This window comes from Arthrobacter sp. TRD_SC_6 (genome assembly GCF_055361185.1).
This window is the reverse complement of record NZ_CM143953.1, coordinates 140,434-162,113: the sequence shown is the minus strand read 5'-3', so window position 1 is coordinate 162,113 and position 21,680 is coordinate 140,434. Positions and strand designations below refer to the sequence as shown.

At 64.1% G+C, this 21,680-nt stretch carries 26 protein-coding genes; 13 read left to right on the top strand and 13 right to left on the bottom strand.

Annotation, left to right across the window (positions count from 1 at the left end):
• Positions 1 to 9 precede the first annotated feature (9 nt).
• Both ACWA1U_RS00765 and ACWA1U_RS00760 read right to left on the bottom strand, forming a co-directional pair.
• Positions 10 to 807: a methyltransferase domain-containing protein gene (locus ACWA1U_RS00765; protein WP_463723445.1), complete on the bottom strand. Its 798-nt coding sequence runs from the start codon at positions 805 to 807 to the stop codon at positions 10 to 12.
• Positions 808 to 817: 10 nt separating this feature from the next.
• Complete coding sequence (locus ACWA1U_RS00760; RefSeq protein WP_463723444.1) at positions 818 to 1,291, bottom strand: MarR family winged helix-turn-helix transcriptional regulator; 474 nt, start codon at positions 1,289 to 1,291, stop codon at positions 818 to 820.
• Between the two features lie 92 nt (positions 1,292 to 1,383).
• Between ACWA1U_RS00760 and ACWA1U_RS00755 the strand changes: the two genes are divergently transcribed.
• A complete protein-coding gene (locus ACWA1U_RS00755) occupies positions 1,384 to 3,525 on the top strand; it encodes an MMPL family transporter (RefSeq protein WP_463723443.1) in 2,142 nt (713 codons plus the stop codon).
• Positions 3,526 to 3,530: 5 nt separating this feature from the next.
• On the opposite strand, the gene ACWA1U_RS00750 is transcribed toward ACWA1U_RS00755, so the two are convergent.
• From ACWA1U_RS00750 to ACWA1U_RS00740, 3 genes are all read right to left on the bottom strand, one after another.
• Complete coding sequence (locus ACWA1U_RS00750) at positions 3,531 to 3,887, bottom strand: hypothetical protein (protein ID WP_463723442.1); 357 nt, start codon at positions 3,885 to 3,887, stop codon at positions 3,531 to 3,533.
• Position 3,888: 1 nt separating this feature from the next.
• On the bottom strand, positions 3,889 to 4,569 hold the full coding sequence (locus ACWA1U_RS00745; RefSeq protein ID WP_463723441.1) for a hypothetical protein: 681 nt from the start codon (positions 4,567 to 4,569) through the stop codon (positions 3,889 to 3,891).
• A 71-nt stretch (positions 4,570 to 4,640) separates the two neighbouring features.
• Positions 4,641 to 5,675, bottom strand: coding sequence for a WXG100 family type VII secretion target (locus tag ACWA1U_RS00740; RefSeq protein WP_463723440.1), 1,035 nt, complete (start codon positions 5,673 to 5,675; stop codon positions 4,641 to 4,643).
• 361 nt (positions 5,676 to 6,036) lie between these two features.
• On the opposite strand from ACWA1U_RS00740, the gene dnaK reads away from it, so the two are divergent.
• From dnaK to ACWA1U_RS00705, 7 genes are all read left to right on the top strand, one after another.
• Complete coding sequence (dnaK, locus tag ACWA1U_RS00735; RefSeq protein WP_463723439.1) at positions 6,037 to 7,911, top strand: molecular chaperone DnaK; 1,875 nt, start codon at positions 6,037 to 6,039, stop codon at positions 7,909 to 7,911.
• Between the two features lie 2 nt (positions 7,912 to 7,913).
• The gene (locus ACWA1U_RS00730; protein WP_463723438.1) at positions 7,914 to 8,606 is read left to right on the top strand and encodes a nucleotide exchange factor GrpE; all 693 of its coding nucleotides are present in this window, start codon (positions 7,914 to 7,916) and stop codon (positions 8,604 to 8,606) included.
• 149 nt (positions 8,607 to 8,755) lie between these two features.
• Positions 8,756 to 9,760: a DnaJ C-terminal domain-containing protein gene (locus ACWA1U_RS00725; RefSeq protein ID WP_463723437.1), complete on the top strand. Its 1,005-nt coding sequence runs from the start codon at positions 8,756 to 8,758 to the stop codon at positions 9,758 to 9,760.
• Positions 9,761 to 9,777: 17 nt separating this feature from the next.
• Positions 9,778 to 10,203, top strand: coding sequence for a heat shock protein transcriptional repressor HspR (locus ACWA1U_RS00720; RefSeq protein ID WP_463723436.1), 426 nt, complete (start codon positions 9,778 to 9,780; stop codon positions 10,201 to 10,203).
• A 65-nt stretch (positions 10,204 to 10,268) separates the two neighbouring features.
• Complete coding sequence (locus ACWA1U_RS00715; RefSeq protein WP_463723435.1) at positions 10,269 to 10,862, top strand: hypothetical protein; 594 nt, start codon at positions 10,269 to 10,271, stop codon at positions 10,860 to 10,862.
• A gap of 4 nt (positions 10,863 to 10,866) precedes the next feature.
• Positions 10,867 to 11,559, top strand: a complete 693-nt coding sequence (locus tag ACWA1U_RS00710) for a PspA/IM30 family protein (protein ID WP_463723434.1) — start codon at positions 10,867 to 10,869, stop codon at positions 11,557 to 11,559.
• A 123-nt stretch (positions 11,560 to 11,682) separates the two neighbouring features.
• Positions 11,683 to 12,360, top strand: coding sequence for an SDR family NAD(P)-dependent oxidoreductase (locus ACWA1U_RS00705; protein WP_463723433.1), 678 nt, complete (start codon positions 11,683 to 11,685; stop codon positions 12,358 to 12,360).
• Positions 12,361 to 12,377: 17 nt separating this feature from the next.
• Here ACWA1U_RS00705 and ACWA1U_RS00700 read toward each other — a convergent pair whose 3' ends face one another.
• The 6 genes from ACWA1U_RS00700 to ACWA1U_RS00675 form a co-directional block, all read right to left on the bottom strand.
• Entirely contained in the window at positions 12,378 to 12,968 is a 591-nt protein-coding gene (locus tag ACWA1U_RS00700; RefSeq protein WP_463723432.1) for a TetR/AcrR family transcriptional regulator, read from the bottom strand.
• Entirely contained in the window at positions 12,965 to 13,336 is a 372-nt protein-coding gene (locus ACWA1U_RS00695; protein ID WP_463723431.1) for a DUF4267 domain-containing protein, read from the bottom strand. Before ACWA1U_RS00695 ends, ACWA1U_RS00700 begins: the two co-directional genes overlap by 4 nt.
• Before the next feature lie 111 nt (positions 13,337 to 13,447).
• On the bottom strand, positions 13,448 to 14,239 hold the full coding sequence (locus tag ACWA1U_RS00690; protein ID WP_463723430.1) for an ABC transporter permease: 792 nt from the start codon (positions 14,237 to 14,239) through the stop codon (positions 13,448 to 13,450).
• The gene (locus ACWA1U_RS00685) at positions 14,236 to 15,174 is read right to left on the bottom strand and encodes an ABC transporter ATP-binding protein (RefSeq protein WP_463723429.1); all 939 of its coding nucleotides are present in this window, start codon (positions 15,172 to 15,174) and stop codon (positions 14,236 to 14,238) included. Before ACWA1U_RS00685 ends, ACWA1U_RS00690 begins: the two co-directional genes overlap by 4 nt.
• Complete coding sequence (locus ACWA1U_RS00680; RefSeq protein ID WP_463723428.1) at positions 15,171 to 15,479, bottom strand: transcriptional regulator; 309 nt, start codon at positions 15,477 to 15,479, stop codon at positions 15,171 to 15,173. The genes ACWA1U_RS00685 and ACWA1U_RS00680 overlap by 4 nt, the downstream gene beginning before the upstream one ends.
• Complete coding sequence (locus ACWA1U_RS00675; protein WP_463723427.1) at positions 15,472 to 16,140, bottom strand: hypothetical protein; 669 nt, start codon at positions 16,138 to 16,140, stop codon at positions 15,472 to 15,474. Before ACWA1U_RS00675 ends, ACWA1U_RS00680 begins: the two co-directional genes overlap by 8 nt.
• Before the next feature lie 85 nt (positions 16,141 to 16,225).
• On the opposite strand from ACWA1U_RS00675, the gene ACWA1U_RS00670 reads away from it, so the two are divergent.
• The 5 genes from ACWA1U_RS00670 (at position 16,226) to ACWA1U_RS00650 (ending at position 19,408) form a co-directional block, all read left to right on the top strand.
• Complete coding sequence (locus tag ACWA1U_RS00670) at positions 16,226 to 16,738, top strand: DinB family protein (RefSeq protein WP_463723426.1); 513 nt, start codon at positions 16,226 to 16,228, stop codon at positions 16,736 to 16,738.
• Between the two features lie 104 nt (positions 16,739 to 16,842).
• On the top strand, positions 16,843 to 17,181 hold the full coding sequence (locus ACWA1U_RS00665; RefSeq protein WP_463723425.1) for a YciI family protein: 339 nt from the start codon (positions 16,843 to 16,845) through the stop codon (positions 17,179 to 17,181).
• A 47-nt stretch (positions 17,182 to 17,228) separates the two neighbouring features.
• The gene (locus ACWA1U_RS00660; RefSeq protein WP_463723424.1) at positions 17,229 to 18,515 is read left to right on the top strand and encodes an RNA polymerase sigma factor; all 1,287 of its coding nucleotides are present in this window, start codon (positions 17,229 to 17,231) and stop codon (positions 18,513 to 18,515) included.
• Between the two features lie 50 nt (positions 18,516 to 18,565).
• Positions 18,566 to 18,904: a YciI family protein gene (locus ACWA1U_RS00655; protein WP_463723423.1), complete on the top strand. Its 339-nt coding sequence runs from the start codon at positions 18,566 to 18,568 to the stop codon at positions 18,902 to 18,904.
• 24 nt (positions 18,905 to 18,928) lie between these two features.
• Complete coding sequence (locus ACWA1U_RS00650) at positions 18,929 to 19,408, top strand: mycothiol transferase (protein ID WP_463723422.1); 480 nt, start codon at positions 18,929 to 18,931, stop codon at positions 19,406 to 19,408.
• Between the two features lie 39 nt (positions 19,409 to 19,447).
• Here the strand turns inward: ACWA1U_RS00650 and trmB are convergent, their stop codons facing one another.
• Both trmB and ACWA1U_RS00640 read right to left on the bottom strand, forming a co-directional pair.
• Positions 19,448 to 20,323, bottom strand: coding sequence for a tRNA (guanosine(46)-N7)-methyltransferase TrmB (gene trmB, locus ACWA1U_RS00645; protein WP_463723421.1), 876 nt, complete (start codon positions 20,321 to 20,323; stop codon positions 19,448 to 19,450).
• A 55-nt stretch (positions 20,324 to 20,378) separates the two neighbouring features.
• The gene (locus ACWA1U_RS00640; RefSeq protein WP_463723420.1) at positions 20,379 to 21,611 is read right to left on the bottom strand and encodes a M20 metallopeptidase family protein; all 1,233 of its coding nucleotides are present in this window, start codon (positions 21,609 to 21,611) and stop codon (positions 20,379 to 20,381) included.
• Positions 21,612 to 21,680: the final 69 nt, after the last annotated feature.

Below are 21,680 nucleotides of genomic sequence, written 5' to 3'. Positions count from 1 at the left end.
CGGTGTTCCTCAAACGTGAATGATGAGTTCGCCGCATGGGATGAGGAACCAGCCATCCGGGGATTCTCCCCACTGCCGCCAGCCATCGGCCATGCGCTCCAGTGCGGCGCTGTCGGCGAGGCCGCGCTCCAGGCTCTGCTCGGCGAAGCCCGAACTGAGGACGCGCTCGGCCCACGCGCCTGCATGCCGGTGTCGTTCGTCTTCGGTGGCGTACAGCCAGTTCGACGACGACGCCTCCACGTTGGTCAGTCCCGCCTCGTGCGCCCATGCGAGAAGGTGGCGGCCGGCGTCGGGCTCCGCCCTGTTGCTGCGGGCCAGGCGCTGGTAGGTGTCCATCCACTCGTCAAGCTCCGCCCGGGGCGGGTACCAGGCCATGGCATGGAAATCGGCTTCGCGAATCGCGATGATTCCGCCAGGGCGGGTGACGCGCCGCATTTCCCGCAGTGCGGCCACCGGGTCGGTGAGGTGCTGCAGCACCTGGTGTGCGTGGACTACGTCGAAAGATTCATCGCCGAAGTCGAGGTCGTAGACGTTGCCGGTGCGGAACGTGAGGTTCGAAAGGCCGGCGTAGGTTTTCTCAGCGAGTGCGACGACGTCCGGCGAGCGGTCCGTCCCCACCACCCGCCCGGGGTCGAGGGCGGCGGCGAAGTCTGCCGTGATGCTCCCGGGCCCGCAGCCGACGTCGAGCAGGTCCATGCCCGTTGCCAGGTGATCGAGCAGATAGGCCGCCGAGTCAGCGGCCCGTCGGGCGGAATGCGTGCTGGTGACGCTCGGGTGATGACCGTGTGAGTACACCTCGTCCAACATGTACGAAAGGTTACTCCGGCGCCCCTGCCACTGCGTGATGGCGCGCCTGGATGGTCGCTTCGGTGACTTTGCGCATCATGGCAGCCAGGAGTTCAACCTCTTCCGGAGAGAAGCCCTTCAACGACTGTTCGATGCCGCGGGCCAGCGGCGTGAAGAGTCGCGCACCGGTTTCGAGCGCCTTCTCCGTCATCTCGAGGTGAACCTGCCGCCGGTCAACAGAGCTGCGGGTTCGGCGCACATGGCCCGCATGGTCCAGGCGGTCGATCAGCGCCGTTGTGGCCGGCGAGCTCAGGTTCAGTTCCTGCCGGAGCGTTCCCGGCGTCACGGTGTTCCCCATCCGGACTGCACCCATCATGATGCCGAGCGCGTTGAGGTCGGTTCGGTGCAGGGAATCGCGGACGCTGACAGTATCAACGTAGCGGTCGGTCTCAACCGTGAACTGCTGCAGCAGGGCCATCAGTTCTCGCGGGGCAGTGGGGGACATGGCTCACCTCTCACGTCAAGATTAGGCCATCTGGCATATATCTCCATCATGGATATACTCTGCAGTAGAGATAACTCCAGAAAGGCTTCAAGATGTTCAGCAGGAAATGGGTGCGCGCCATTCTGCCCGCATTGATCGTGGTGGCGTGGCTGGTTGGCGCCGGTTTCGGCGGGCCGACCTTCGGGAAGCTCGATGAGGTCTCCAGTAATGACCAGGCATCCTTCCTGCCCGCAAGCGCGGAGTCCACCGAAGCCGGTGAGCTGCAGGAAGACTTTACCGACTCCGAGGCCGTTCCCGCCGTCGTCGTTGTTGAGGCTGAAAGCGAGATCCCGTCCCAGGGGCTGGCGGAGTACGAAGCGCTCGCTGACTCCCTCGCGGAGGTTGAAGGACTTGAAGCGGCGGCGGAAGGCCAGCCCGCCGTCGTCGGGCCCATTCCGTCCGAGGACGGACTGGCCGTCCAGTACATCGCGAGTGTGGCCGACGATGCCGAACTCGGCGAGGTGATCACCGAACTTCGCGCCGTGCTCGACGCCGAGCTGCCGGACGACGCCGTTGGTTACGTCACCGGGCCGGCTGGCTTCACCGCCGACCTGGTGGGCGCCTTTAGCGGCATTGACGGCATCCTGCTGGCGGTTGCGCTCTCGGCGGTCTTCCTCATCCTGCTCGCGGTGTACCGGGCGTTGGTGCTGCCGTTCCTGGTGCTGTTCACCTCGGTGTTCGCGCTCGCCACGTCCATCCTGCTCGTGTACGCATTTGCCAGCTGGGACTGGATAAAGCTGAGCGGCCAAAGCCAGGGGATCCTGTCCATCCTGGTGATCGGCGCTGCCACCGACTATGCGCTGCTCCTGGTGGCGCGGTTCCGGGAAGCGCTGACCGAACACGAGTCCAAGTGGGATGCCATGAAGGTGGCGTACCGCGGATCCATTGAACCGATCGTCGCCTCTGGGGCCACGGTGATCCTGGCCCTGCTGTGCCTGTTGTTCTCCGACCTCAACTCCAACCGGAGCCTCGGGCCGATCGCGGCCATCGGCATCGTGTTTTCGCTGCTGGCGGCGCTCTCACTCCTTCCTGCGTTGCTGCTCCTGTTCGGCAGAGCTGCGTTCTGGCCGCTCCGCCCGAAGGCAGGGAGTCACGCAGCCAGCGTGAAGGGTGCAGGCGTCACGGGGGTGGAGGGGCTCCGCGGGATTTGGAAGCGGATTGCGCACTTAATCTCGCGGCACGCACGGCCGGTGTGGATAGCGTCCTTCCTGGTGCTCGCTGCCGGTTCGCTTGGGCTGCTTCAGCTGCAGGCCAACGGAGTTCCACAGTCGTCTGTGATCCTGGCCCCGTCGAACGCCGTGGACGGCCAGGAGGCGCTGGCACGGCATTTCGACGCCGGTGCGGGCAGCCCGGTCACGGTCATTGCACCTGTCGCGTCGCAGGATGCGGTACTGGAGATCCTTGAAACACAGGAGGGCATCACGGAAGCGACCGTCACAGCGGACCCGGCTGGCGCCGTCGTCGTTCGCGAAGGAAATGTCCTGCTGCGGGCCACCCTGGATTTCCAGGCCGACTCCGCCGAAGCGGAGGACGCGGTACAGGAGCTCCGTACCGCGCTGGATGAGGTGAGCCCCGATGTGCTGGTCGGCGGCGTGACCGCCATCGCCCTGGACACCAACGTGACCGCGCAGGCAGACCTGGTGAAGATCATCCCGATCGTGCTGGCCGTCATTCTCGTCATATTGATGCTGTTGCTGCGCTCTGTGCTGGCACCGGTGCTGCTGATCGGCTCTGTGGTGCTCTCCTACGCCACGGCGCTCGGTGTGTCTGCGCTGGTCTTCAACAATCTGCTCGGGTTCGACGGTGCGGACGCCTCCGTTCCGCTGTTCGGGTTCGTGTTTCTCGTGGCGCTTGGGGTTGATTACAACATCTTCCTGATGACGCGGGTGCGCGAGGAATCGCTGCGCATCGGGACGAGGCCCGGAATCCTGCGCGGACTCGGCGTCACCGGTGGCGTGATTACCTCCGCGGGAATCGTCCTGGCGGCGACGTTCGCGGCGCTTGGTGTCATCCCGATCCTGTTCCTCGCGCAGATCGCGTTCATCGTCGCGTTCGGCGTGCTGCTCGATACCGTGATCGTGCGTTCGCTGCTGGTGCCGGCACTGGCGTACGACGTCGGGCGTGCCATCTGGTGGCCGTCGAAGCTTTCAAAGGATCTGCCAAAGCACGACGGCGGTGCGGCCCACCGCGCGTAGGTGAGCTAAGGCCGCCGGTCGAACGGTGAAAAACCCATTCGCTTGGTGAACCGGCGCTGCCACCCTATGCGGACGGCTCCGAGGACTGTGCCCCACAGCCCTAAGCCCCCGAACCCCAAGAGTAGGAAGACGCCGGTGGCAACGGCCCCCGGCTCGCCCGGGTTTGGTGTGCCCGAAAAAGCAGTTGCTCCAAGCACAATGCCTCCCAGGATGATCGCGACGCCGAACGCCAGCGTGCCAACCGGCCGGGAGAACGGGTGGAAGCTCTTCGGGTAGTTGGGGTGCGCCCAGGGAAAAGGTTCCTTCAAATCGGCCGGCACGTGGGTGTCCCATTGGCCCGGGAAGTAGAGGTCGCGGCCCACCCTACGCCGCCTCAGTAGGCAGGACGGTAAGGGCGCCGAGGTGCGCCATGAGCGTTGCGGTATCCACCGAGGGGTCTCGGTCCTGGTCCCCGGGCGAGCGGACGAACGCAACATCCCAGTTGCCGCCTTCTGCGGCCCGCACGAAGAAGTTTTTCTCCTCCGCCAACGTTGTGGACCCGAGATAAACGGCGCCTTCGGGGTGCTGGGCCACATTGGCGTCAATGATCTGCTTCAGCATGTCGGCATCAGTGGCCTCCGGTGACTTGACCACCGCGAACCACGTGCTCAGAACGGAAGGCTGCAGGAGAACCGAAACCTCCGGCGCCTGGAAGTACAGGGCAAATTCCAGCTTGGCAGCACCGAATAGGCCGACCTCAGTCCACCGCTGCCCAACGGCAAAGGCATACGCGAGGTATTCCGCCGCCGCGTTTGGCACCACAGCGTCACCCTCCACACGCACGAGCCCGCGCGCCAACAGCGAGGATGCACCGGCCGCCGTGAAGCGTTCTTCAGTCATATCGTCGCCTACTTTGAGGGCGTCCCGGGATTTGTCCGCGGACGCACCCTTCCCAAGTGAGAGCAGGAAGGCGATTTCAGCGATACCAAAACCGACGACGCCGGCTTCCTCGCCTGCGCCGGACAGGGGTATCTGTGCAGCGAGTTCAGTAGGTGCAGTGGTCACGGTTCTCCTCGGGAGGGCTTGTGCGTTGTTCGAAGTGTGTCAGAACTTCATCGGAGTTATTCAGGACCCGATCAGAACGGCCATAGGTCCTCAGCCGCTTCGGCAATGCCTTCTCCGACGTCCTGCAGGCCCTCGCCTACAGCTCCGGCGGCATCGCTCAGTGTCTCACCCGTCCAGTTGACCGCATCCCGGAAGACAGGGATGTGATCGTATGCCAGCTCGCCCAGTGCAAGACCACCTGCGGCCAGCCCGAGCGCCAGGTTGACCGGAGGGGGAGTGAACAGCGCTGCAGCACCCAGACCCGTCGTCAGACCGTGGAATGCAGCTCGGCCGTAGTTGCCCTGATGGAGGTCGCTGGCGATCGTCACTCCACCCAGGACGACGCCGAGCGGACCGAGGACACGCCCCGCAGCTCCCAGTGGCCCGGCGAGGGATCCTGCACCCCGGGCAAGGACTCCTTCCGGAATGAGGTTGCTTACCCGTTGGAGCTCATCAGCCCAGCCCGCCCCGCCGATGATGCCGCCGAGCCTGTTGAACAGCTGCCCCTGACTCGCTACGCGCAGCGCATCGTCGAGCGATGCGAAGCTTCCGCTCAACTGCAGGTGATTCAGGAGGCGCAGTGCCGTCACGGGTAGGCCGATGCGCCCGCGCCAGGAGTTGACCGTGGTGAACGCGCTGTACAGGCCATTCGCCGTCAGGCCCGCAGCCAGCGCTCCAAGCGGACCCAGAATCCCCGGCAGTCCGGGGGCGCCGGGGTCGGTCGGGCTCCCTGGTACGCCCGGGCCTCCCGGTGACCCGGGCGTACCAGGAGTGCCGGGACTTGCCGGCGTCGTCGTTCCTGTGTCGGAGCTGCTCGTGCCCTCTTGCTCGTCAGCATTCCGGCGCAGGTCTCTTGCGGCCGTACTAAGCAGTGTTTGTGTGCCGAGGAGCCGCGAGCGGTGGCCGGTGTTCCAGTCGGCGCGGAACCTGTCGGCATCATCGCCGCCCCAATAACCCGGGGTGTTCACGCGGGCGGTCACTATTCCGGTAAGGGAGTGAATGCGCTCCTGAGCGTCCTCGAAGTGCATTGCCAGGTCCCGTAGTTGCGCAACGTTAGCGCCAATCATTTCGCCGGCCATTCTTTTCCCCATCCCCATGTCCGTTGAGCCCTGCGTTGAGCCTAGGGCCAAAGCCCTTCCCGCGCGATGGGGAGAGCTGCCCACGCCTTCCCTCCGCGCCGGCCTGAGCTGTTTCGCTGCTGGCGCAACCGCCGACGTCGTGCGGGCAGGGATTGAAAAGCCCGGTATTACGGGGAAAGTTAGCGAGCGGATTTTGTACTTGAGTGAAGTGCGCTCAACTCTGGTTTGACACCGCGAGGGACCTGAGTACAGTTGAGTGCAGAACGCTCAATCGAGCGGAGACCCCCGTCTATTCCGGTAATTTGAGCCGCTGGCTACCCGAGCTGGTGGTTCGTCGAAAGGAAAACGCATGTCACGTGCAGTAGGTATTGACCTTGGAACAACCAACTCCGTTGTTTCGGTTCTTGAAGGTGGCGAGCCCACCGTTATCGCCAACGCAGAAGGCGCCCGCACTACCCCGTCAATCGTCGCGTTCTCGAAGAGCGGCGAAGTGTTGGTCGGTGAAATCGCCAAGCGTCAGGCCGTGAACAATATTGACCGCACCATTGCTTCCGTCAAGCGCCACATGGGTACTGACTGGAAGAAGGACGTCGACGAGAAGTCCTACACCCCGCAGGAAATCTCCGCGCGTATCCTTCAGAAACTGAAGACCGACGCCGAGAGCTACCTGGGTGAGAAGGTCACCGACGCCGTCATCACCGTCCCCGCGTACTTCAACGACGCTGAGCGCCAGGCAACCAAGGAAGCTGGCGAAATCGCGGGCCTGAAGGTTCTGCGTATCGTCAACGAGCCCACCGCTGCCGCGCTGGCATACGGCCTGGACAAGGGCAAGGAAGATGAGCTCATCCTGGTCTTCGACCTTGGCGGCGGCACGTTCGACGTCTCGCTCCTCGAAGTCGGCAAGGACGAGGATGACTTCTCCACCATCCAGGTCCGTTCCACGTCCGGTGACAACCGTCTCGGCGGTGACGACTGGGATCAGCGCGTAGTGGATTACCTCCTCTCGCAGGCAAAGGCCAAGGGTGTGGACCTCTCGAAGGACAAGATCGCCCTCCAGCGCCTCAAGGAAGCAGCTGAGCAGGCAAAGAAGGAACTCTCCTCGGCTACGTCCACCAACATCTCGCTGCAGTACCTCTCCGTCACCCCGGACGGACCGGTCCACCTGGACGAGCACCTGAGCCGGGCGAAGTTCCAGGACCTCACCAAAGACCTCCTTGACCGCACCAAGAAGCCGTTCAACGACGTCATCAAGGAAGCCGGAATCAAGGTCTCCGACATTGACCACATTGTGCTGGTGGGTGGTTCCACCCGTATGCCTTCGGTCGGCGAGCTCGTGAAGGAATTGGCTGGCGGCAAGGAGCCCAACAAGGGCGTAAACCCTGACGAGGTTGTCGCAGTTGGCGCCGCGCTGCAGGCTGGTGTGCTGAAGGGTGAGCGCAAGGACGTCCTGCTCATCGACGTCACCCCGCTCTCACTTGGTATCGAAACCAAGGGCGGCGTCATGACGCACCTGATCGAGCGCAACACGGCTATCCCCACCAAGCGCAGCGAAACCTTCACCACCGCGGATGACAACCAGCCGTCAGTGGCCATCCAGGTCTTCCAGGGTGAGCGCGAATTCACTCGCGACAACAAGCCGCTGGGCACCTTCGAGCTAACCGGCATTGCTCCGGCACCCCGGGGAGTCCCTCAGGTCGAGGTCACCTTCGACATCGACGCCAACGGCATTGTTCACGTGTCCGCCAAGGACAAGGGCACCGGCACCGAGCAGTCCATGACCATCACCGGTGGTTCTTCGCTCTCCAAGGAAGACATCGACCGCATGGTCCGTGACGCCGAGGAGCACGCCGCTGAGGACAAGGAGCGCCGCGCGGCCGCTGACACCCGTAACGGTGCCGAGCAGTTGGCGTACTCCACGGACAAGCTCATCGCCGACAACTCGGACAAGCTGCCTGAAGAGGTCAGGACCGAAGTCCAGGCGGACGTCGACGCCCTCAAGAAGGCGCTGGAGTCCCAGGACAACGACGACGAGGTGAAGGCAGCATTCGAGAAGCTGCAGGCCTCCCAGTCCAAGCTGGGCGAAGCGATCTACGCTCAGGCACAGGCAGAAGGCGCAACCGGTCCGGGCGCAGCACCGTCCGGTGAGCCATCCTCTGAGGAGACCAAGGCCGACGACGAAGACATCGTCGACGCCGAGGTTGTCGACGAAGACGAGAAGAAGTAATTATGCCGCACCACGGAAACGAAGAAGAGCACCAAGAGCCGGTCAGCTTCCGGGACAATCGGAAGATCGACCCGGAGACTGGCAAGGTCCGTGGGCGCAATGACACCGGTGACTCGGCTGGCTCGGACACTCCTGACCCGGCACCCTCCGCGGGTGCCGGGCAGGAGCCCGACGCCGGAACCGAGTCCCACGCACCCGCCGCAGATGCAGCCGGCGACGGCGACGCACTCGCCCAGGCTGAGGCGATCCTGAACGAGGCCGGAGCCGAAACTCCTGCCACCGATGCGGAAGCCGAGCTCCGCAACGACCTACTCCGGCTGCAGGCGGAATACGTCAACTACCGCAAGCGCGTAGAGCGGGACCGCGACGTTGCACGGGATATGGCAGTCATCGGAGTGCTGAACTCCCTGATGCCGGTTCTCGACGACATTGATGCCGCCCGCCAGCATGGCGACCTGGCTGATGGGCCGTTCGCGGCGATCTCCACAAAACTGGAGAACGCCCTGAAGACCTACGGCTTGAGCCGTATTGACGAGACCGGCGTGGAGTTCGACCCGAACGTCCACGAAGCCCTGATCCAACAGCCAAGTGCCGACGTCCAGTTCGACGCCGTCAGCCAGATCCTTCGCGCGGGCTACAAAAAGGATGACCGAGTGCTGCGAGCAGCCCAAGTGATTGTTGCTGTTCCTGAGTAGCTGATTCCGTGGTCCCCTCCGAACGGGGGCAACGAAATTCCGAGACTCGCAGAGCTCGCTTCGGAATTTTAAGCCCCCTTCCTCGGAGTGGACCGCGGCCAGGCTTCCAACGAACAGGGCAACGGACGTAGTTAACAAGGAGACGCTGAATGGCAAGTCAGGACTGGGTCGATAAGGACTTCTACAAGATCCTTGGTGTGCCTAAGGATGCCTCCGGCGCCGACATCAAGAAGGCTTACCGGAAGCTCGCCCGCAAGCACCACCCTGACCAGAACCAGAGCACGGGTGGGTCAGACAAGATGTTCAAGGACATCTCCGAGGCCTACTCAGTCTTGTCGGACCCGGAGGAACGCCAGCAGTATGACGCCATCCGCGCCATGGGCGGCGGTGCCCGGTTCACGGCCGGCGGGGCTGGCGGTCCGGCGGGGGGAGCAGGGTTCGAGGACGTCTTCGGCAACCTGTTCGGGCAATCCGCCGGGCGCCAGCGCCGGGGCGGCGCAGGTTTCGGCGGGGGCGGCGGGAACATTCCGCCTGAGTTCGCCGACCTGTTCGGCAGCGGCAGCGGGTACCCGCAGGGCGGGGGATTCCCCGGCTACCAGCCACCTTCGCGCAAGGGCGCGGACCGCACGGCATCCACCAGCATTTCCTTCGCAGGGTCAATCCGTGGGACAACCATCGGCCTTCGTGAACCGTCTGGTGAGGTCATTGACGTCCGGGTTCCCGCTGGAATCCGTGATGGCCAGAAAGTCAGGGTCCGCGGAAAGGGCCAACCCGGAGCAGCAGGTGCTGGCGATCTGATGGTCGCCGTCAACGTCAAGCCCCACCCGTTCTTCCAGCGCGACGGCGACAACATCCGCGTTCACGTCCCGGTCACCTTCCCGGAGGCCACACTCGGTGCGCAGATCGAGGTCCCCACGCTGGAGGGAGAAAATGTGAAAGTGAAGGTACCGGCGGGAACGCCGTCGGGCCGCACGCTCCGGGTCAAGGGGCGCGGGGTCAAGACTTCGAAGGCGACCGGTGATTTGCTGGTGACCATCGACGTCGTCGTACCCCAGAATTTGAACAAGGACGCCGAGGCAGCCGTGCAGGCTTTCGCCGAGGCTACGAAGGACGCTGACCCGCGCGGCAACCTCGCCGAGAAGGCGCGGCTCTAGTCCCGAAGGAGGGTTGCATGACCGTCGACATGAACATGCCGATCTACGTCATTTCGGTGGCCGCGGAGTTGGCGGACATGCACCCCCAGACGCTGCGTCAGTACGACAGGCTGGGCCTGGTGATTCCCAGCCGGGCACCGGGGCGCGCACGCCGCTACTCCCAGCGCGATGTAAACGTCCTCCGGGAAGTCCAGCGGTTGTCCCAGGAGGGTGTGTCCCTCGAAGGCATCAAGCGCATCCTGGAACTGGAGAACCAGGTGATGGCCCTCCAGCACCGCGTGCAGGAGCTCACAAGTGAACTGGCCCAGCGGCGCAGCTCCGAGACCAGCCGGGTGTTCGCGGCGGGTCTAGCAGGCGACGTCGTCACCCTGGCCCGCGGTCAGCGGCCGCGTCCCAGGAGCCAGGCACTGATGATCTGGCGGGCGGAGGGCAACCGCTCTTAGCGAAGATTGGCCCTCCAATCCCGTCGGGAGGCGACAAAAACTTCCTGGCACGGCACACTTGATGTATGCCTGATTCAGACTTCACCGACGCCGCCGGGACACTGTTCGAGCTCCTCCTGCTCGTCGGAGCCGGGCTGGGCATACTCTTCATCGCAGCAGTTGCAGGCACCTGGCTGGTGGTCCGCAGGGTTCGTAAGTCGGGCGTGCTTCGCCGCCGTATCCAGCGCAGTTCCAGCAGGATGCGCTCGCTATCGGTGGATCCGGCGTCACGCGAGCTGGCGAAACTCAGACTTCAGCTGGAACGCTCAACCGATGCAACCCGCCGGTCCGTCCAGGCGGCGCTCGCACAGGGAGTCCCGGGAGGTGAGCTTGCGGCAACCGCGGAGGACCTGACGCGTGCCGAGGCCGTCCTCTGTGAACGGATTGCACTCGCCGAACGCGAACCGAACCGGGCACTCCGCGAGGAGCTTGCGCGCAGCATCAGCGGTCAGGTGGGCACACTGTCGACCCTCTCCGCGGACCTCCGCCGTACCCTGCTTGAGGTTCACAACGTCTCCGGCACCGCGCAGGTGAACCGGGCAACATCCCGCCTCGCGCTTGAGATCGGTGCGCTGCAAACGTGGAGCAACACTTACGGTTCCAGCACCAAACGGGCCTGAAGCCGTGTCCGTCAGACGTCGAATTTCCCGCATCATTTCTGCCCGCCGCAACGCCATTGAACCGGTCGATCCCATCACTGCGATCGACCAGTCACAGCGCCACCAGGAGCAGCAGTTGGACCTGGCACGCCGGAGCGTGGCTGATCTCGCCGCGGTGCGCCACCGGGTGGACACCCTCGTCCGCCAGGCCACTGCAGACCTGGAGGAATCCAACCGTGCCGCAGAGTTCGCGGTTTCAAGGAACGACGACGACGCTGCCCGGGCCGCGCTCAAACGCGGCATCGAGGTGCGCAAGAGGCTCGAAACCCTCACCAGCCAGCGCGACGACGTCGACCGTCAGGTCCGGTCACTCGAGGCTGACCTGTACCGGCTTGAGACAGCCCTGCACGAGAACTCGATCCGCTACCAATCCATGAAAGCACAGCACGGTGCCACCCAGGCTGCGTTGAGCATGGAGGGGGCTGTGTCCGCAACTGCGGGAAGCAGCCTCGAGGCTGCGCGCGCTGCACGGGAGGCGGAGCAGGAGGCCAGGCGGCTCCGCCATCAGCAGGCCGCCCGGGAGGAACTTGCGTGGGCTGACCCCAATTCGGGCAAGCTGGACCGCGCTTTCGAGGAGTTCGAGTCCCTCGAGGAGACCGACCGGGAACTGCGTGAACTCAAGGCGCGGACCAAGGACTCGCGCCCCGGGCGTTCCTGAGCCTGCCGTGAAGGTCTAGCACCACCCCTGAGCGCACTTTATCGCCTTCTACCGCGCTGATTCACCGATTACCTGCGCACTCAACGGGTGACTCACGCTGACCCCGGTTGCTACTGTCGGTCGATGAGCGAATTCACAGGAGTGCGGTTCCTTATAGTCGGTGCCACAGGCGAGTTGGGTTCGCGTATCGCGCGCGAACTCAGCGCCAGGGGCGCGGAACTTCTGCTCTCCGGCCGGGATGGTGACAAACTCGCCGCACTCGCAACCGAGCTCGGCGCAGAATCGGTCAGAGCTGACCTGACCCTGCCGGCCGGGCCTGCCGCAATCGCCGATGCGCTCAACGGTTCCTCACTGGACGGCGTTGTGTACGCGGCCGGCGTGGTGGCCTTTGGGGGACTGACCGAGCTCGACGACGACACCCTCGACGAACTGCTGCTCACCAACTTCATCGGATACGTCCGCCTGGTCCGTGCGCTGGCGCCAATAATGAACAAAGACGGGCTGTTTGTGCAGCTCAGTGCAGTGGTCGCCGAAAGCCCGACCGCGGGAATGGCTGCCTACTCGGCAACCAAGGCCGCGTTGAGCGCGTTCGGCAAGGCTGCATCCCTCGAGCTGCGGCGCAGCGGCATACGGGTGCTCGACGTACGCCCGCCACACACCGAGACCGGATTGGCCACGCGTCCCATCGACGGTGAGCCTCCCCGTCTTCCGCAGGGCAAGGATCCCGACGCCGTAGCCCGCAGGATCGTTGATGCGATGGTGGGCAGGGAGCGCGACCTTCCGTCGTCGTCGTTCAGCTGAGCAGCCTGGCGCAGCGGCTACGAAGGCTGCATTGTGATGTTTACGATGCGGGCAACATGTTGGTCTATCCGGGTGCCGGGTACCCTTTTGGCTATCCGAAGGGTCACGATTCCGTGGCACGCTGCCCACAGCAACTCCGCCGCTGACTCTGCGTCGTCGGACCTGGTGTTCGGCACAACAACGCTGACTAAAGCGTCGAATGACGCACGCATTTCGGCCGGAGTGTCCGCAGTCGCGAACCGTGCTGTGGTGGGTAAGACAAACATTGCCTCGTAAAGCCGCGGATTGCTCAAGCCGAAGTCAACGTAACGGCAGCAGAGCTCCTTCAGGGGAGACGGCGGTTGTGAAGCACGCACAGAATGGATCTCCTCCGTGAGTCTCACGAAACCTTTCACTGCAATTGCGCGGATCAGCTCGTCGCGACTGGAGAAGTGCTGATAGATGACGGGCTGGCTGAACTCAATTTCATCGGCGACACGGCGCGTTGTCACCGCGTCCCACCCCTCGGACTCTGCGATGTCCAGGGCGACCGCAAGGATGAGTTCACGTCGTGCTGCGAGTCGCCGTTGGCGTTTGTCGTCGGTTCTCGGGGCTTCGACGTTGTTCATGCGGCGAGGAGAAGCGCGCTGGCTACGAGCATTGACGCTGCCGTGGACCCATGAATGCCGATTGCTGCGCCCCTCGACCCGCCGGCCTTCAGGATCATCACGGCATCGCCTAGAGGAATGATGGCCGCTGCGGCGAGTACCCAACCCAGCACTGTTCCGGGTGCAGTGATGACCACAACGCCTGCAACAACCCCCATTGCGAGGTCACGGAGGCCCTTCACCCGTAGCCAGTCCGTCGCTTCAGAGTGCGGGATTACCGGTAGTCCGAAGTTCGCGGCCATCGGCCGCGGCACGGCTAGGTAGAGCACTCCGATGGCGAAAATACCGACACCGGAGATGATCGCGATTATTGTTCCCGCTACTAGCACTGCTACTCACCCCGTCGTATCTCTTTCAATGAAAGAAATTCTATCAGCGATAAGTTGAGGCAGTAACGGGCTGTTATGAACGCTCATCGACCCGCCCTCCGCGAAGGCCGATCAGCGGAACCGGCGCCCCTGGTCACGGCGGTTGGCCCACAGCGCGAGGGCACCCAGCAAAACCGTCCAGGCCGTGATGCACAGCAGGGTCGTGGCGTGCAGCCCGTCACCGCTCAGCGCGAACACCGCCAGATCCCGCGCCGCCCGTGAGGGAAGGAACAGGGAGAACGTGTTCAGCCATTCCGGGAACAGGAACGGCGGCAGCATCATTCCGCCCGCAAACGCCAGCGGGAAGAACACCACCTGGGTCACCGCAATGGCTACCTTCGAGGTGCATAGGTACCCGATGAACAGGCCCAGCGCCAGGAACGGCAACCCGCACAGCAGCCACACGAGCACCGACATCGGCACCCGCCACAACGGCAGGGTCCCATTAGCGAAGGCCTCGGGTGCCGAGGTCAGCAGCCCGCCGAGGATCAGCACCGGAATCAGGGACAGCAGCGCGAACAGCATGGCCGTCAGCGCCCGGGCCACAGTCGACGGGAGCGGGCCCACGGGAAGCGTCCGGACGTAGGTGGTCCACGGATTCTGCCGGTCTTCAGCCACGCCGATCCCATAGTTGAACAGAAACGAGCTCATCACCCCGAACAGTGCCAACTGGGCCACGGCGGCAAGGGAGGCAGTAGGGCTCTCGACAACGGAGGACTGCGGCACCACGAAAAAGAGCAACGCGAGCGCAGGAAAGATGACCGACGAGATCACCGCCACCGGGATGCGGAGTTGCTCAAGGACCTGCGCCCTCGTGTGGGTGCGGATCAGCGAAATGGGGCCGGGCGCGGTCTGCGTGTTCATGCATGCTCCTGTGAGGTCAGTGCGAGGAAAGCTTCTTCGAGGCTTGCGCCCCGGACTTCGAGCTGGCTGAAAGTGACGCCGCTGTGGACCAGTTCGCGGACGGTCGAGTCGGCGTCGTGCGTGACGATGGTGAGGCGGCCGTCGTCGTCGGCTGAGAGTTCGGTGGCGTGGAATGAAGTGAACGACGACGGCGGCAGGTCCGTCCGGAAGGAGACCTTGCTTACTGCCACGCGGCTACGGATTTGGTCGACCGTTCCGTCCGCGATGACCGAGCCGCGGTCCATCACCACAACCCGGCCGGACAGGGCCTGGATCTCTTCGAGGTAGTGGCTGGTGATGAGGAGCGTCCCGCCTGAGCGACGGTACTCACGGAGGCTGCGCCACAGCGTTTCGCGGGCGTCGACGTCGAGGCCGGTGGTGGGCTCGTCGAGGATGACGAGTTCGGGCCGGCCAACCAGGGCGAGTGCCACCAGGAGCCGCCGCTGCTGGCCGCCGGAGAGACCGCCGCACTGCTTGCTCGCGGACTCCTCAAGGCCGAAGTCCGCGAGCAACTGACCACTCGGGACGGGGTCCGGGTAATGGGCGGCTACGAAGTCGACCGCTTCCAATACCCGCAGCGTCTGCGGAACAGCTGTAGCCTGCGGGGTGATCCCTAACCGCAGGCGTGATGCCGGGTCCCCGGGGCTGCCGCCGAACAGGGTGACAATGCCGGAATCGGGCCGGCGGAGGCCGCAGAAGAGGCTGATCAGCGTGGACTTGCCGGCACCGTTAGGCCCGAGGAGGCCAACGGATTCTCCGGGGTGGATCTCCAGCGACACTGAGTCGAGGGCCGTGGAGCCACCGAACGTCTTGGTGACGGAATCCGCGGTGGCAAGTGCCGCCGTCGTACTGGTTGAGGTTTGCGGAGATGTTCCAGCAAGGGGTCGGGAGGTCATGGTTTCTCCGTGAGTTGTGCCGAAAGGAGTTCGTGGAGCGCCTCGCGGTACGCGGCGTAGGCAGCCTTTCCGGCCAGCGTTATGGACACGTATGTTGCAGGCGTGCGCCCCTCGATGGTCTTCGAGACGGCGATGTAGCCGGCGTCCTCGAGTTTGCGGAGGTGGGTGGAGAGATTGCCCGCCGTCATGTCCAGGATTCTCTGCAGCTTGGTGAAGGCGATGCTGTTGCGTTCGCCGACCTCGTTGAGGGTAGTAATCGCCCGGAGGCGGGATTCGGCGTGGATTACCGGGTCTAGGTCAGGCATGTGCAAACCCCGGGCGGTTGCGCTGGTGCTTCTGGCGGAGGAATTCGACGGCTGCGCCCACCAGGAACCCGCCGGAACCGAAGATGAAGAAGACGGTCAGGAAATGGTCGGTGCCGCTGAGGAGGGCAACGAAGTCAACCACGAGGAACCACACGCCCATGGCCACCTGGGTGACGTCATTGAAGGTGGTGCCACCGGTGATGTACATGAGCCCGACCACCAGGACGGCGATGCTGTTGATGAGCATGCCGCGTGTCCAGAAATCGTCGACGGTGCGGCTGATGGTGGCGCTGAGAATGCCGACCACCGCGAATCCAAGAAACCACCCGACGCCGTACACGGAACCGATGAAGGCTGAGTGTCCGCGGATTCCGGTGCTGTGGCGGGTGGCCAGCACGATGGTCGCGACGATGCCCAGCGACATGACCGCGGCGGCGAAGGACAGCGCGGCGAGGTACTCCAGGTTGAGCCATCCGAAGCGGGAACCGTGCAGTGCCCCAAAGCCGAGCAGCCATGTGATGCCCCAGATCAGGTAGAGCAGCGGACCGCTGGGGCTGAGTTGTTTGCGGGCCTCGGTCTCGGCATTGGTGACGAGGGACAGGGCGCGTTGAAGGTCGAGGGTGTCGTCGTCGGTGTGAGGCAGGTCCGGATTACGGTTCATGCAAACTAGTTTGTACTACAAAGTGGTTTGTGGCAAGAGTTGCTGTTGGCGACAGTTGGCGTGGTCGCCCGGTACTGTCGGCTTCATGGCGATTGAACCTGAAACCAAAGACTGGACCTGGGTGCTTGATAAACCCTGTAGCGAATGCGGCTTCGAAGCTGCTGACAATGCTCCCGAGACAGTTGCCCAAAGTGTTCGCGCGGACCTCCCGCGGTGGCAGGCGGTCCTGGAGCGCACAGACGTGCGGAACAGGCCCGACGCCGGCACCTGGTCCGCGCTCGAGTACGCGGCCCACGTACGCGACGTCTACGCGCTGTTCGCTCAGCGTACGGAGCTGATGGTCAGCGAGGTTGATCCTGAGTTCGAGAACTGGGATCAGGACCGCACCGCGGAAGAGAAAGACTATGCGGGGGAGGATCCAGCTAAAGTTTCAGCCGAACTGACGAATGCGGGTGAGGAGTACGCGGCCCTGCTTGAGAGCGTGGAGGACTGGGGCCGAACCGGCCGCCGAAGCAACGGCTCGCGCTTCACTGTGGCGTCCCTCGCGCAGTACGGCCTGCACGACGTCGTCCATCACCTTTCCGACGTGCGCGGCTGACCGGCACGCCCGTTCGAGAGTGCAGTCTGTAGAAGATTTGCTCCAAGTGTCCTTTTGCCCGTATCCCGTACGTCGTGCTGTATATCAACCGACAAGAAGGAGTCATGGTGGAGTACATGCTATTCATCTGTAGCGATCCCTCAGCGCCGGAATATGTGGCTGCCGAGGACAACATCGAGGAATGGGGGGCTGAGATGGACGCGCGGGGTATAGCCCGCCACGGTGACCGGCTGCGACCCGTGGAGGACGCAACTACCGTCACAGTCCGTGGCGGTGAAGTGGTGGTGACCGACGGGCCGTTTGCCGAGACCAAGGAATGGGTTGCGGGCTATGACATCATCGCCTGCACCGACCTCGACGAGGCCATCGAAGTTGCGTCGAAACATCCCATGGCACGCTTCGGCAAGATTGAAATCAGGCCAGTATGGCCGCTCGGAGAGTAGCCGTCCCCACCGAAGCCGTCACAGATGGTTCCGGGAGGGGTGAAGTGGTGTCTGCACTGACGGACGTGCAGACGGCGCTCGCACGGGCCTCGACCACCGAGACCGCGCGAATCACTGCAACGCTCATCCGCGTCACGGGTGACTGGAGCCTTGCCGAGGATTGCGTCCAGGATGCCTTTGCAAGTGCCCTCACCGACTGGCCCGTACGAGGCATACCCCGGAACAGCGGGGCCTGGCTAACCACTGTTGCCAAGAACCGGGCGATCGACCGTTTGCGCAGTTCTGCCACCGAAAAGCGGGCAGTGCGTGAACTGGCGATCCTCATCGAGCCTGATGAACCGGCGGACGACCCCACAGGGAACCCTGCCGCGGACGATGACCGGTTGCGCCTTATCTACACCTGCTGCCACCCGGCGCTTCCGCTCGACGCCAGGGTTGCCTTGACCTTGCGCACGGTCGCCGGGCTCTCCACAGGGGAGATCGCACGGGCGTTCCTTGTCCCGGAAGCAACCATGTCGAAACGGCTGGTCCGTGCCCGTGCCAAGATACGGAACGCCGGGATCCCTTACCGGGTACCGCCGCCGGAGCTCATCTCCGAGCGGACAGCTGGGATCCTGGCGGTGCTTTACCTCATGTTCAACGAAGGATATTCCGCCACGGGCAACGACACCTTGATCCGTGAATCCCTTGTCCGGGAAGCAATTCGTTTGACCCGGCTGTTGATTGTCCTGCTCGGCGGATCCCCCCAGGAATCGGAAGCGTCCGGCCTCCTGGCGCTCATGCTCTTCCACCACGCGCGCAGGGATGCCCGGACAGACGCCGCAGGCGATCTGGTGACTCTGGAAGAGCAGGACCGCCGATCATGGGACAGGGCTGCGATCGAGGAAGCGGTAGCGGTGCTCGCAAAGGCCGAGCAGACCGGCGTCGCACGCCGTTCCCGGCCCGGAAGCTACCGCGTCCAGGCCGCCATTGCCGCCTGCCATATGATCGCCCCGGACTTCGGCAGCACGGACTTCGCGAGGGTGGCCCGGCTATACGAGCACCTCGGACGAATTGCCCCGTCGCCGGTTATCGAGCTCAACCGTGCCGTCGCCGTCGCGATGTCTGAGGGGCCGGAGGCGGGCCTCGAGCTCATGAATCGGCTGGCGGGGGAACGGGCCCTTGAAGGGTATTACCTTCTGCCTGCGGCCAAAGCTGACCTGCTGCGGCGTCTGGGCAGAATGACGGAGGCAAACGGCGAGTATCAACGGGCCTGGGAACTGGCTCCGTCGGAAGTTGAGCGCCGCTTTCTTGGCCGGCGCCTGTCCGAAACAGGCTCCGGTCCCTCGACCTAATCCCAACTAATCAAAGACCGGCGCCCCACACCGGGTGCGGAGGAGAAACCATGAAACATTTGTTGTTGATTCCAATCGATAACGCGACCTGGAACGCGCTCTCTGAAGCCGAAATCGAGGCCATCATGCAGGCCCATAATTCATTGCATAAGGAACTGAAGGCCACCGGAGAATTAGTGGAGTCGCATGAGCTGAGCGAGGAAGCAAAATTCGTTAGATCGGACGGCGGCAAATTCGCAGTAACCGACGGTCCGTTCATGGAGACCAAAGAATTCATCGCGGGGTTCTATATTGTCGACTGTGTGGACACGGAACGTGCGGTGGAGATCGCCGGCAAGTTAGGGGAAGCGGAACGATGGCCGATCGAAGTACGCCGAATAGACGCGTAGAAGTCACGGGAGACGAGTCCAAATATGAGTGATGAGTTTCTCCTCTCCCAATTGGCCAACGAACGCGCCCACATTCTGAGCGCTGTGGACGGGCTCACCGAGGCCGAGATGAACGGGCAGCTGGTCCCATCTGGGTGGACCATAACGCGCCTCCTCAACCACCTTGCGTACGACGACGAAATGTTCTGGATCTCAGCAGTCCTCGGCGGCGACCCCAGGGCGATCGAGGCCCTTCACGACGGGTGGTCATCCGAGCCGATGACGGGCGCCGAAGCTGTCAGTCTTTACAAGTTCGAGATTGAACGGAGCGACGAGGTTCTTTTGAAGACTGACCTGTCTGCCGCTCCGCGCTGGTGGCCGCCTGCGAACGAGTTCGGTGGGCCGCCGATGCAAGATGGCCGCGAAGTCGTCTTTCGTGTGCTGGTAGAAACATCGACCCACGCGGGCCACCTCGACATCGTGCGTGAGCTGATCGACGGGCACCAACACCTCGTCGTGAACTGATATTGATCGTCCCTCTGTCCGCCGTCCACCCGCCCGTGGCTACTGCAGCGGCACCCGGCGGTAGGCCAGATCGAAAACCAGCCGCCCGGCGTCGTGCGCCTTATTCTCGAAGCTGGTGAGGACGCGCCCCTCGAAACGGGGAGCCCACCCGCCAAGGGTGTCCTCGCCCTCGTGGTCCCGCGCGGTTCCGGCCTTATCTCGCCCGTCGCGGAGTGGCGCCCCACCCACCTCATGCTCGACGCCGCTTTCCCAGACATGGGTGAGGGGGCTGTGCGCACCCGTGCGCTCGCCGTCGTGCAGGTTCTCGAACAGGGCGGAAGCATTCGCAACGTCGCGCATCTGGAACGCGTAGTCGGACCAGTCGGTGGCCAGGCGCAGAACCCCGCCCGGTTGCAGCACCCGTCCAGCGAGCTCGACGAAAGTGTCCTTGACCAGCCGCCGCTTGTGGTGCCGGGTCTTGTGCCAGGGGTCCGGGAAGAAGATCCACAGCTCTGCGACGGATGCAGGTTGGATCATGGTGGCGAGCGCCTCGGCTGCATTGACCTGGGCAACGCGGACATTCTTAAGGTCGCCCTGTTCAATGCGCAGCAGCGTCTGTGCCAGTCCCGGCTTATAAACCTCGAGGGCGAGGTAGTTGCGGTCCGGATCTTCGGCCGCCGCGTGAGCAACAGCCTCACCCAGGCCGGACCCTACCTCCACCACGAGGGGAGCCTCGCGCCCAAAGGAGGCAGCGGGGTCGTACTCCCACGCGGGATCCACGGACGTATCCGCCGCGGAGTTGCGCGGCACGTCGATAACCAGCCCGTCGGACAGCTCGGCCCACGCATCACGACGCCGGCCCTGCAGCCTTGAGCCGCGACGCACGAAGGAGACGGGCTGGGCGAGGCGGGGCTGGGGTTCAGGGTGCGTGTTCATCGGTACAAGCGTAGCGATGAGATGAGAGAGTGCGTGAGCTTCGTTGGGACTCCAGCTATCCCTGTGCCCCGGCGAGTTCCGCGATCCGGGCTACGGCAAGCTGCGCGTAGAGGGCCGTGCCGTCGGCGAGGATGCCGTCGTCGAACGCTGCGTAGGGCGAGTGGTTGAACGCCGTACCCGCCGGATCCACGCCCGGTTCGACGGCGGAGAGGAATACAAAGTTGCCCGGAACGGCCGCAAGGACCCGCGAAAAGTCCTCCGAGCCGCTGATGGGGTTGACGAGCTGCGTGTAGCGTTCGCCGCCGAACAGCTCGCTGACGTGGCGCTCCACATTTGAAGTTTCCATCGGATCGGTGACGGTGAGTGGGTACTCGGTCTCGTACTCCACGGTGGCGTGCAGTCCGTGAGCCTCGGCAATACCCTGAACCAGCCGCGGTGCCGCAGCCCGCATCAGCTCGCGGTTCTGGTCCGAGAAAGTCCGGACAGTCGCTTCGATCCGCGCTGACTCGGGGATGATGTTCCGCTTGGTTCCCGCCTGCAGGAGGCCGACCGTGAGCACCACGGGGTCGAACATGTCGAACTGCCGGGTGACCATGGTCTGCAGGCTGGTCACGATCTCCGCCGCGACGGTCACCGGGTCCTTCGCGCGGTGAGGTGCGGACCCATGGCCGCCCGCGCCAAGCACCGTCACGAAGAGGCTGTCCGACGCCGACATCAGCGTCCCCGGCCGGCTTGCGAACATGCCGCCAGGCAGCAGCGAAGACATCACGTGGATGCCATAAGCGGCATCCGGCCTGCGTCCGGCGGCCTCGAGCACGCCTTCGCGGATCATCACGCCCGCGCCGTCGAAACCCTCCTCGCCGGGCTGGAACATGAGTACGACGTCGCCAGCGAGTTGGTCCCGCCGGTCGGCCAGCAGCCGCGCGGCTCCGGCGAGCATCGCCGTGTGGAGGTCGTGTCCGCACGCGTGCATGGCGCCGTCGATGGTCGAGGTGTAGGGCACGCCCGTCTGCTCCTGCACAGGCAACGCGTCCATATCGCCGCGCAACAGGACCACCGGTTTCTGCTCACCCGTGTAGGGAGCGTTTCCCCTGAGGACCGCAGTGACCGACGTCGTCTCCGTCCCGAGGGAAATTTCATATTCGAGCCCATCCAGCGCCGCAAGAACCTTCTCCTGGGTGCGCGGAAGGTGCAGGCCGATTTCTGGTTCCTGATGCAGGCGATGGCGAAGGTCCGCCACTTCCTCCTGCAGGTTTTCGGCGTCGGAGCGGATGCTTGCGGCGGACATGGTGCCTCCTGCGGGTTGTCAGGTTGTGGTGCGGATGAGGGGTGATCATGCTCACACGCGCTCCATCTT

Excerpts from the sequence above, each read along its gene's own strand:
- ACWA1U_RS00670 (WP_463723426.1), top strand. The coding sequence starts at position 16,226 with ATGGCGATTGAACCTGAAACCAAAGACTGGACCTGGGTGCTTGATAAA.
- ACWA1U_RS00755 (WP_463723443.1), top strand. The coding sequence starts at position 1,384 with ATGTTCAGCAGGAAATGGGTGCGCGCCATTCTGCCCGCATTGATCGTG.
- ACWA1U_RS00665 (WP_463723425.1), top strand. The coding sequence starts at position 16,843 with ATGGTGGAGTACATGCTATTCATCTGTAGCGATCCCTCAGCGCCGGAA.
- ACWA1U_RS00740 (WP_463723440.1), bottom strand. The coding sequence starts at position 5,675 with ATGATTGGCGCTAACGTTGCGCAACTACGGGACCTGGCAATGCACTTC.
- ACWA1U_RS00705 (WP_463723433.1), top strand. The coding sequence starts at position 11,683 with ATGAGCGAATTCACAGGAGTGCGGTTCCTTATAGTCGGTGCCACAGGC.
- ACWA1U_RS00675 (WP_463723427.1), bottom strand. The coding sequence starts at position 16,140 with ATGAACCGTAATCCGGACCTGCCTCACACCGACGACGACACCCTCGAC.
- ACWA1U_RS00640 (WP_463723420.1), bottom strand. The coding sequence starts at position 21,611 with ATGTCCGCCGCAAGCATCCGCTCCGACGCCGAAAACCTGCAGGAGGAA.
- ACWA1U_RS00685 (WP_463723429.1), bottom strand. The coding sequence starts at position 15,174 with ATGACCTCCCGACCCCTTGCTGGAACATCTCCGCAAACCTCAACCAGT.
- ACWA1U_RS00730 (WP_463723438.1), top strand. The coding sequence starts at position 7,914 with ATGCCGCACCACGGAAACGAAGAAGAGCACCAAGAGCCGGTCAGCTTC.
- ACWA1U_RS00715 (WP_463723435.1), top strand. The coding sequence starts at position 10,269 with ATGCCTGATTCAGACTTCACCGACGCCGCCGGGACACTGTTCGAGCTC.
- ACWA1U_RS00690 (WP_463723430.1), bottom strand. The coding sequence starts at position 14,239 with ATGAACACGCAGACCGCGCCCGGCCCCATTTCGCTGATCCGCACCCAC.
- ACWA1U_RS00650 (WP_463723422.1), top strand. The coding sequence starts at position 18,929 with ATGAGTGATGAGTTTCTCCTCTCCCAATTGGCCAACGAACGCGCCCAC.
- ACWA1U_RS00655 (WP_463723423.1), top strand. The coding sequence starts at position 18,566 with ATGAAACATTTGTTGTTGATTCCAATCGATAACGCGACCTGGAACGCG.
- ACWA1U_RS00765 (WP_463723445.1), bottom strand. The coding sequence starts at position 807 with ATGTTGGACGAGGTGTACTCACACGGTCATCACCCGAGCGTCACCAGC.
- trmB (WP_463723421.1), bottom strand. The coding sequence starts at position 20,323 with ATGAACACGCACCCTGAACCCCAGCCCCGCCTCGCCCAGCCCGTCTCC.
- ACWA1U_RS00725 (WP_463723437.1), top strand. The coding sequence starts at position 8,756 with ATGGCAAGTCAGGACTGGGTCGATAAGGACTTCTACAAGATCCTTGGT.
- ACWA1U_RS00700 (WP_463723432.1), bottom strand. The coding sequence starts at position 12,968 with ATGAACAACGTCGAAGCCCCGAGAACCGACGACAAACGCCAACGGCGA.
- ACWA1U_RS00760 (WP_463723444.1), bottom strand. The coding sequence starts at position 1,291 with ATGTCCCCCACTGCCCCGCGAGAACTGATGGCCCTGCTGCAGCAGTTC.
- dnaK (WP_463723439.1), top strand. The coding sequence starts at position 6,037 with ATGTCACGTGCAGTAGGTATTGACCTTGGAACAACCAACTCCGTTGTT.
- ACWA1U_RS00680 (WP_463723428.1), bottom strand. The coding sequence starts at position 15,479 with ATGCCTGACCTAGACCCGGTAATCCACGCCGAATCCCGCCTCCGGGCG.
- ACWA1U_RS00720 (WP_463723436.1), top strand. The coding sequence starts at position 9,778 with ATGACCGTCGACATGAACATGCCGATCTACGTCATTTCGGTGGCCGCG.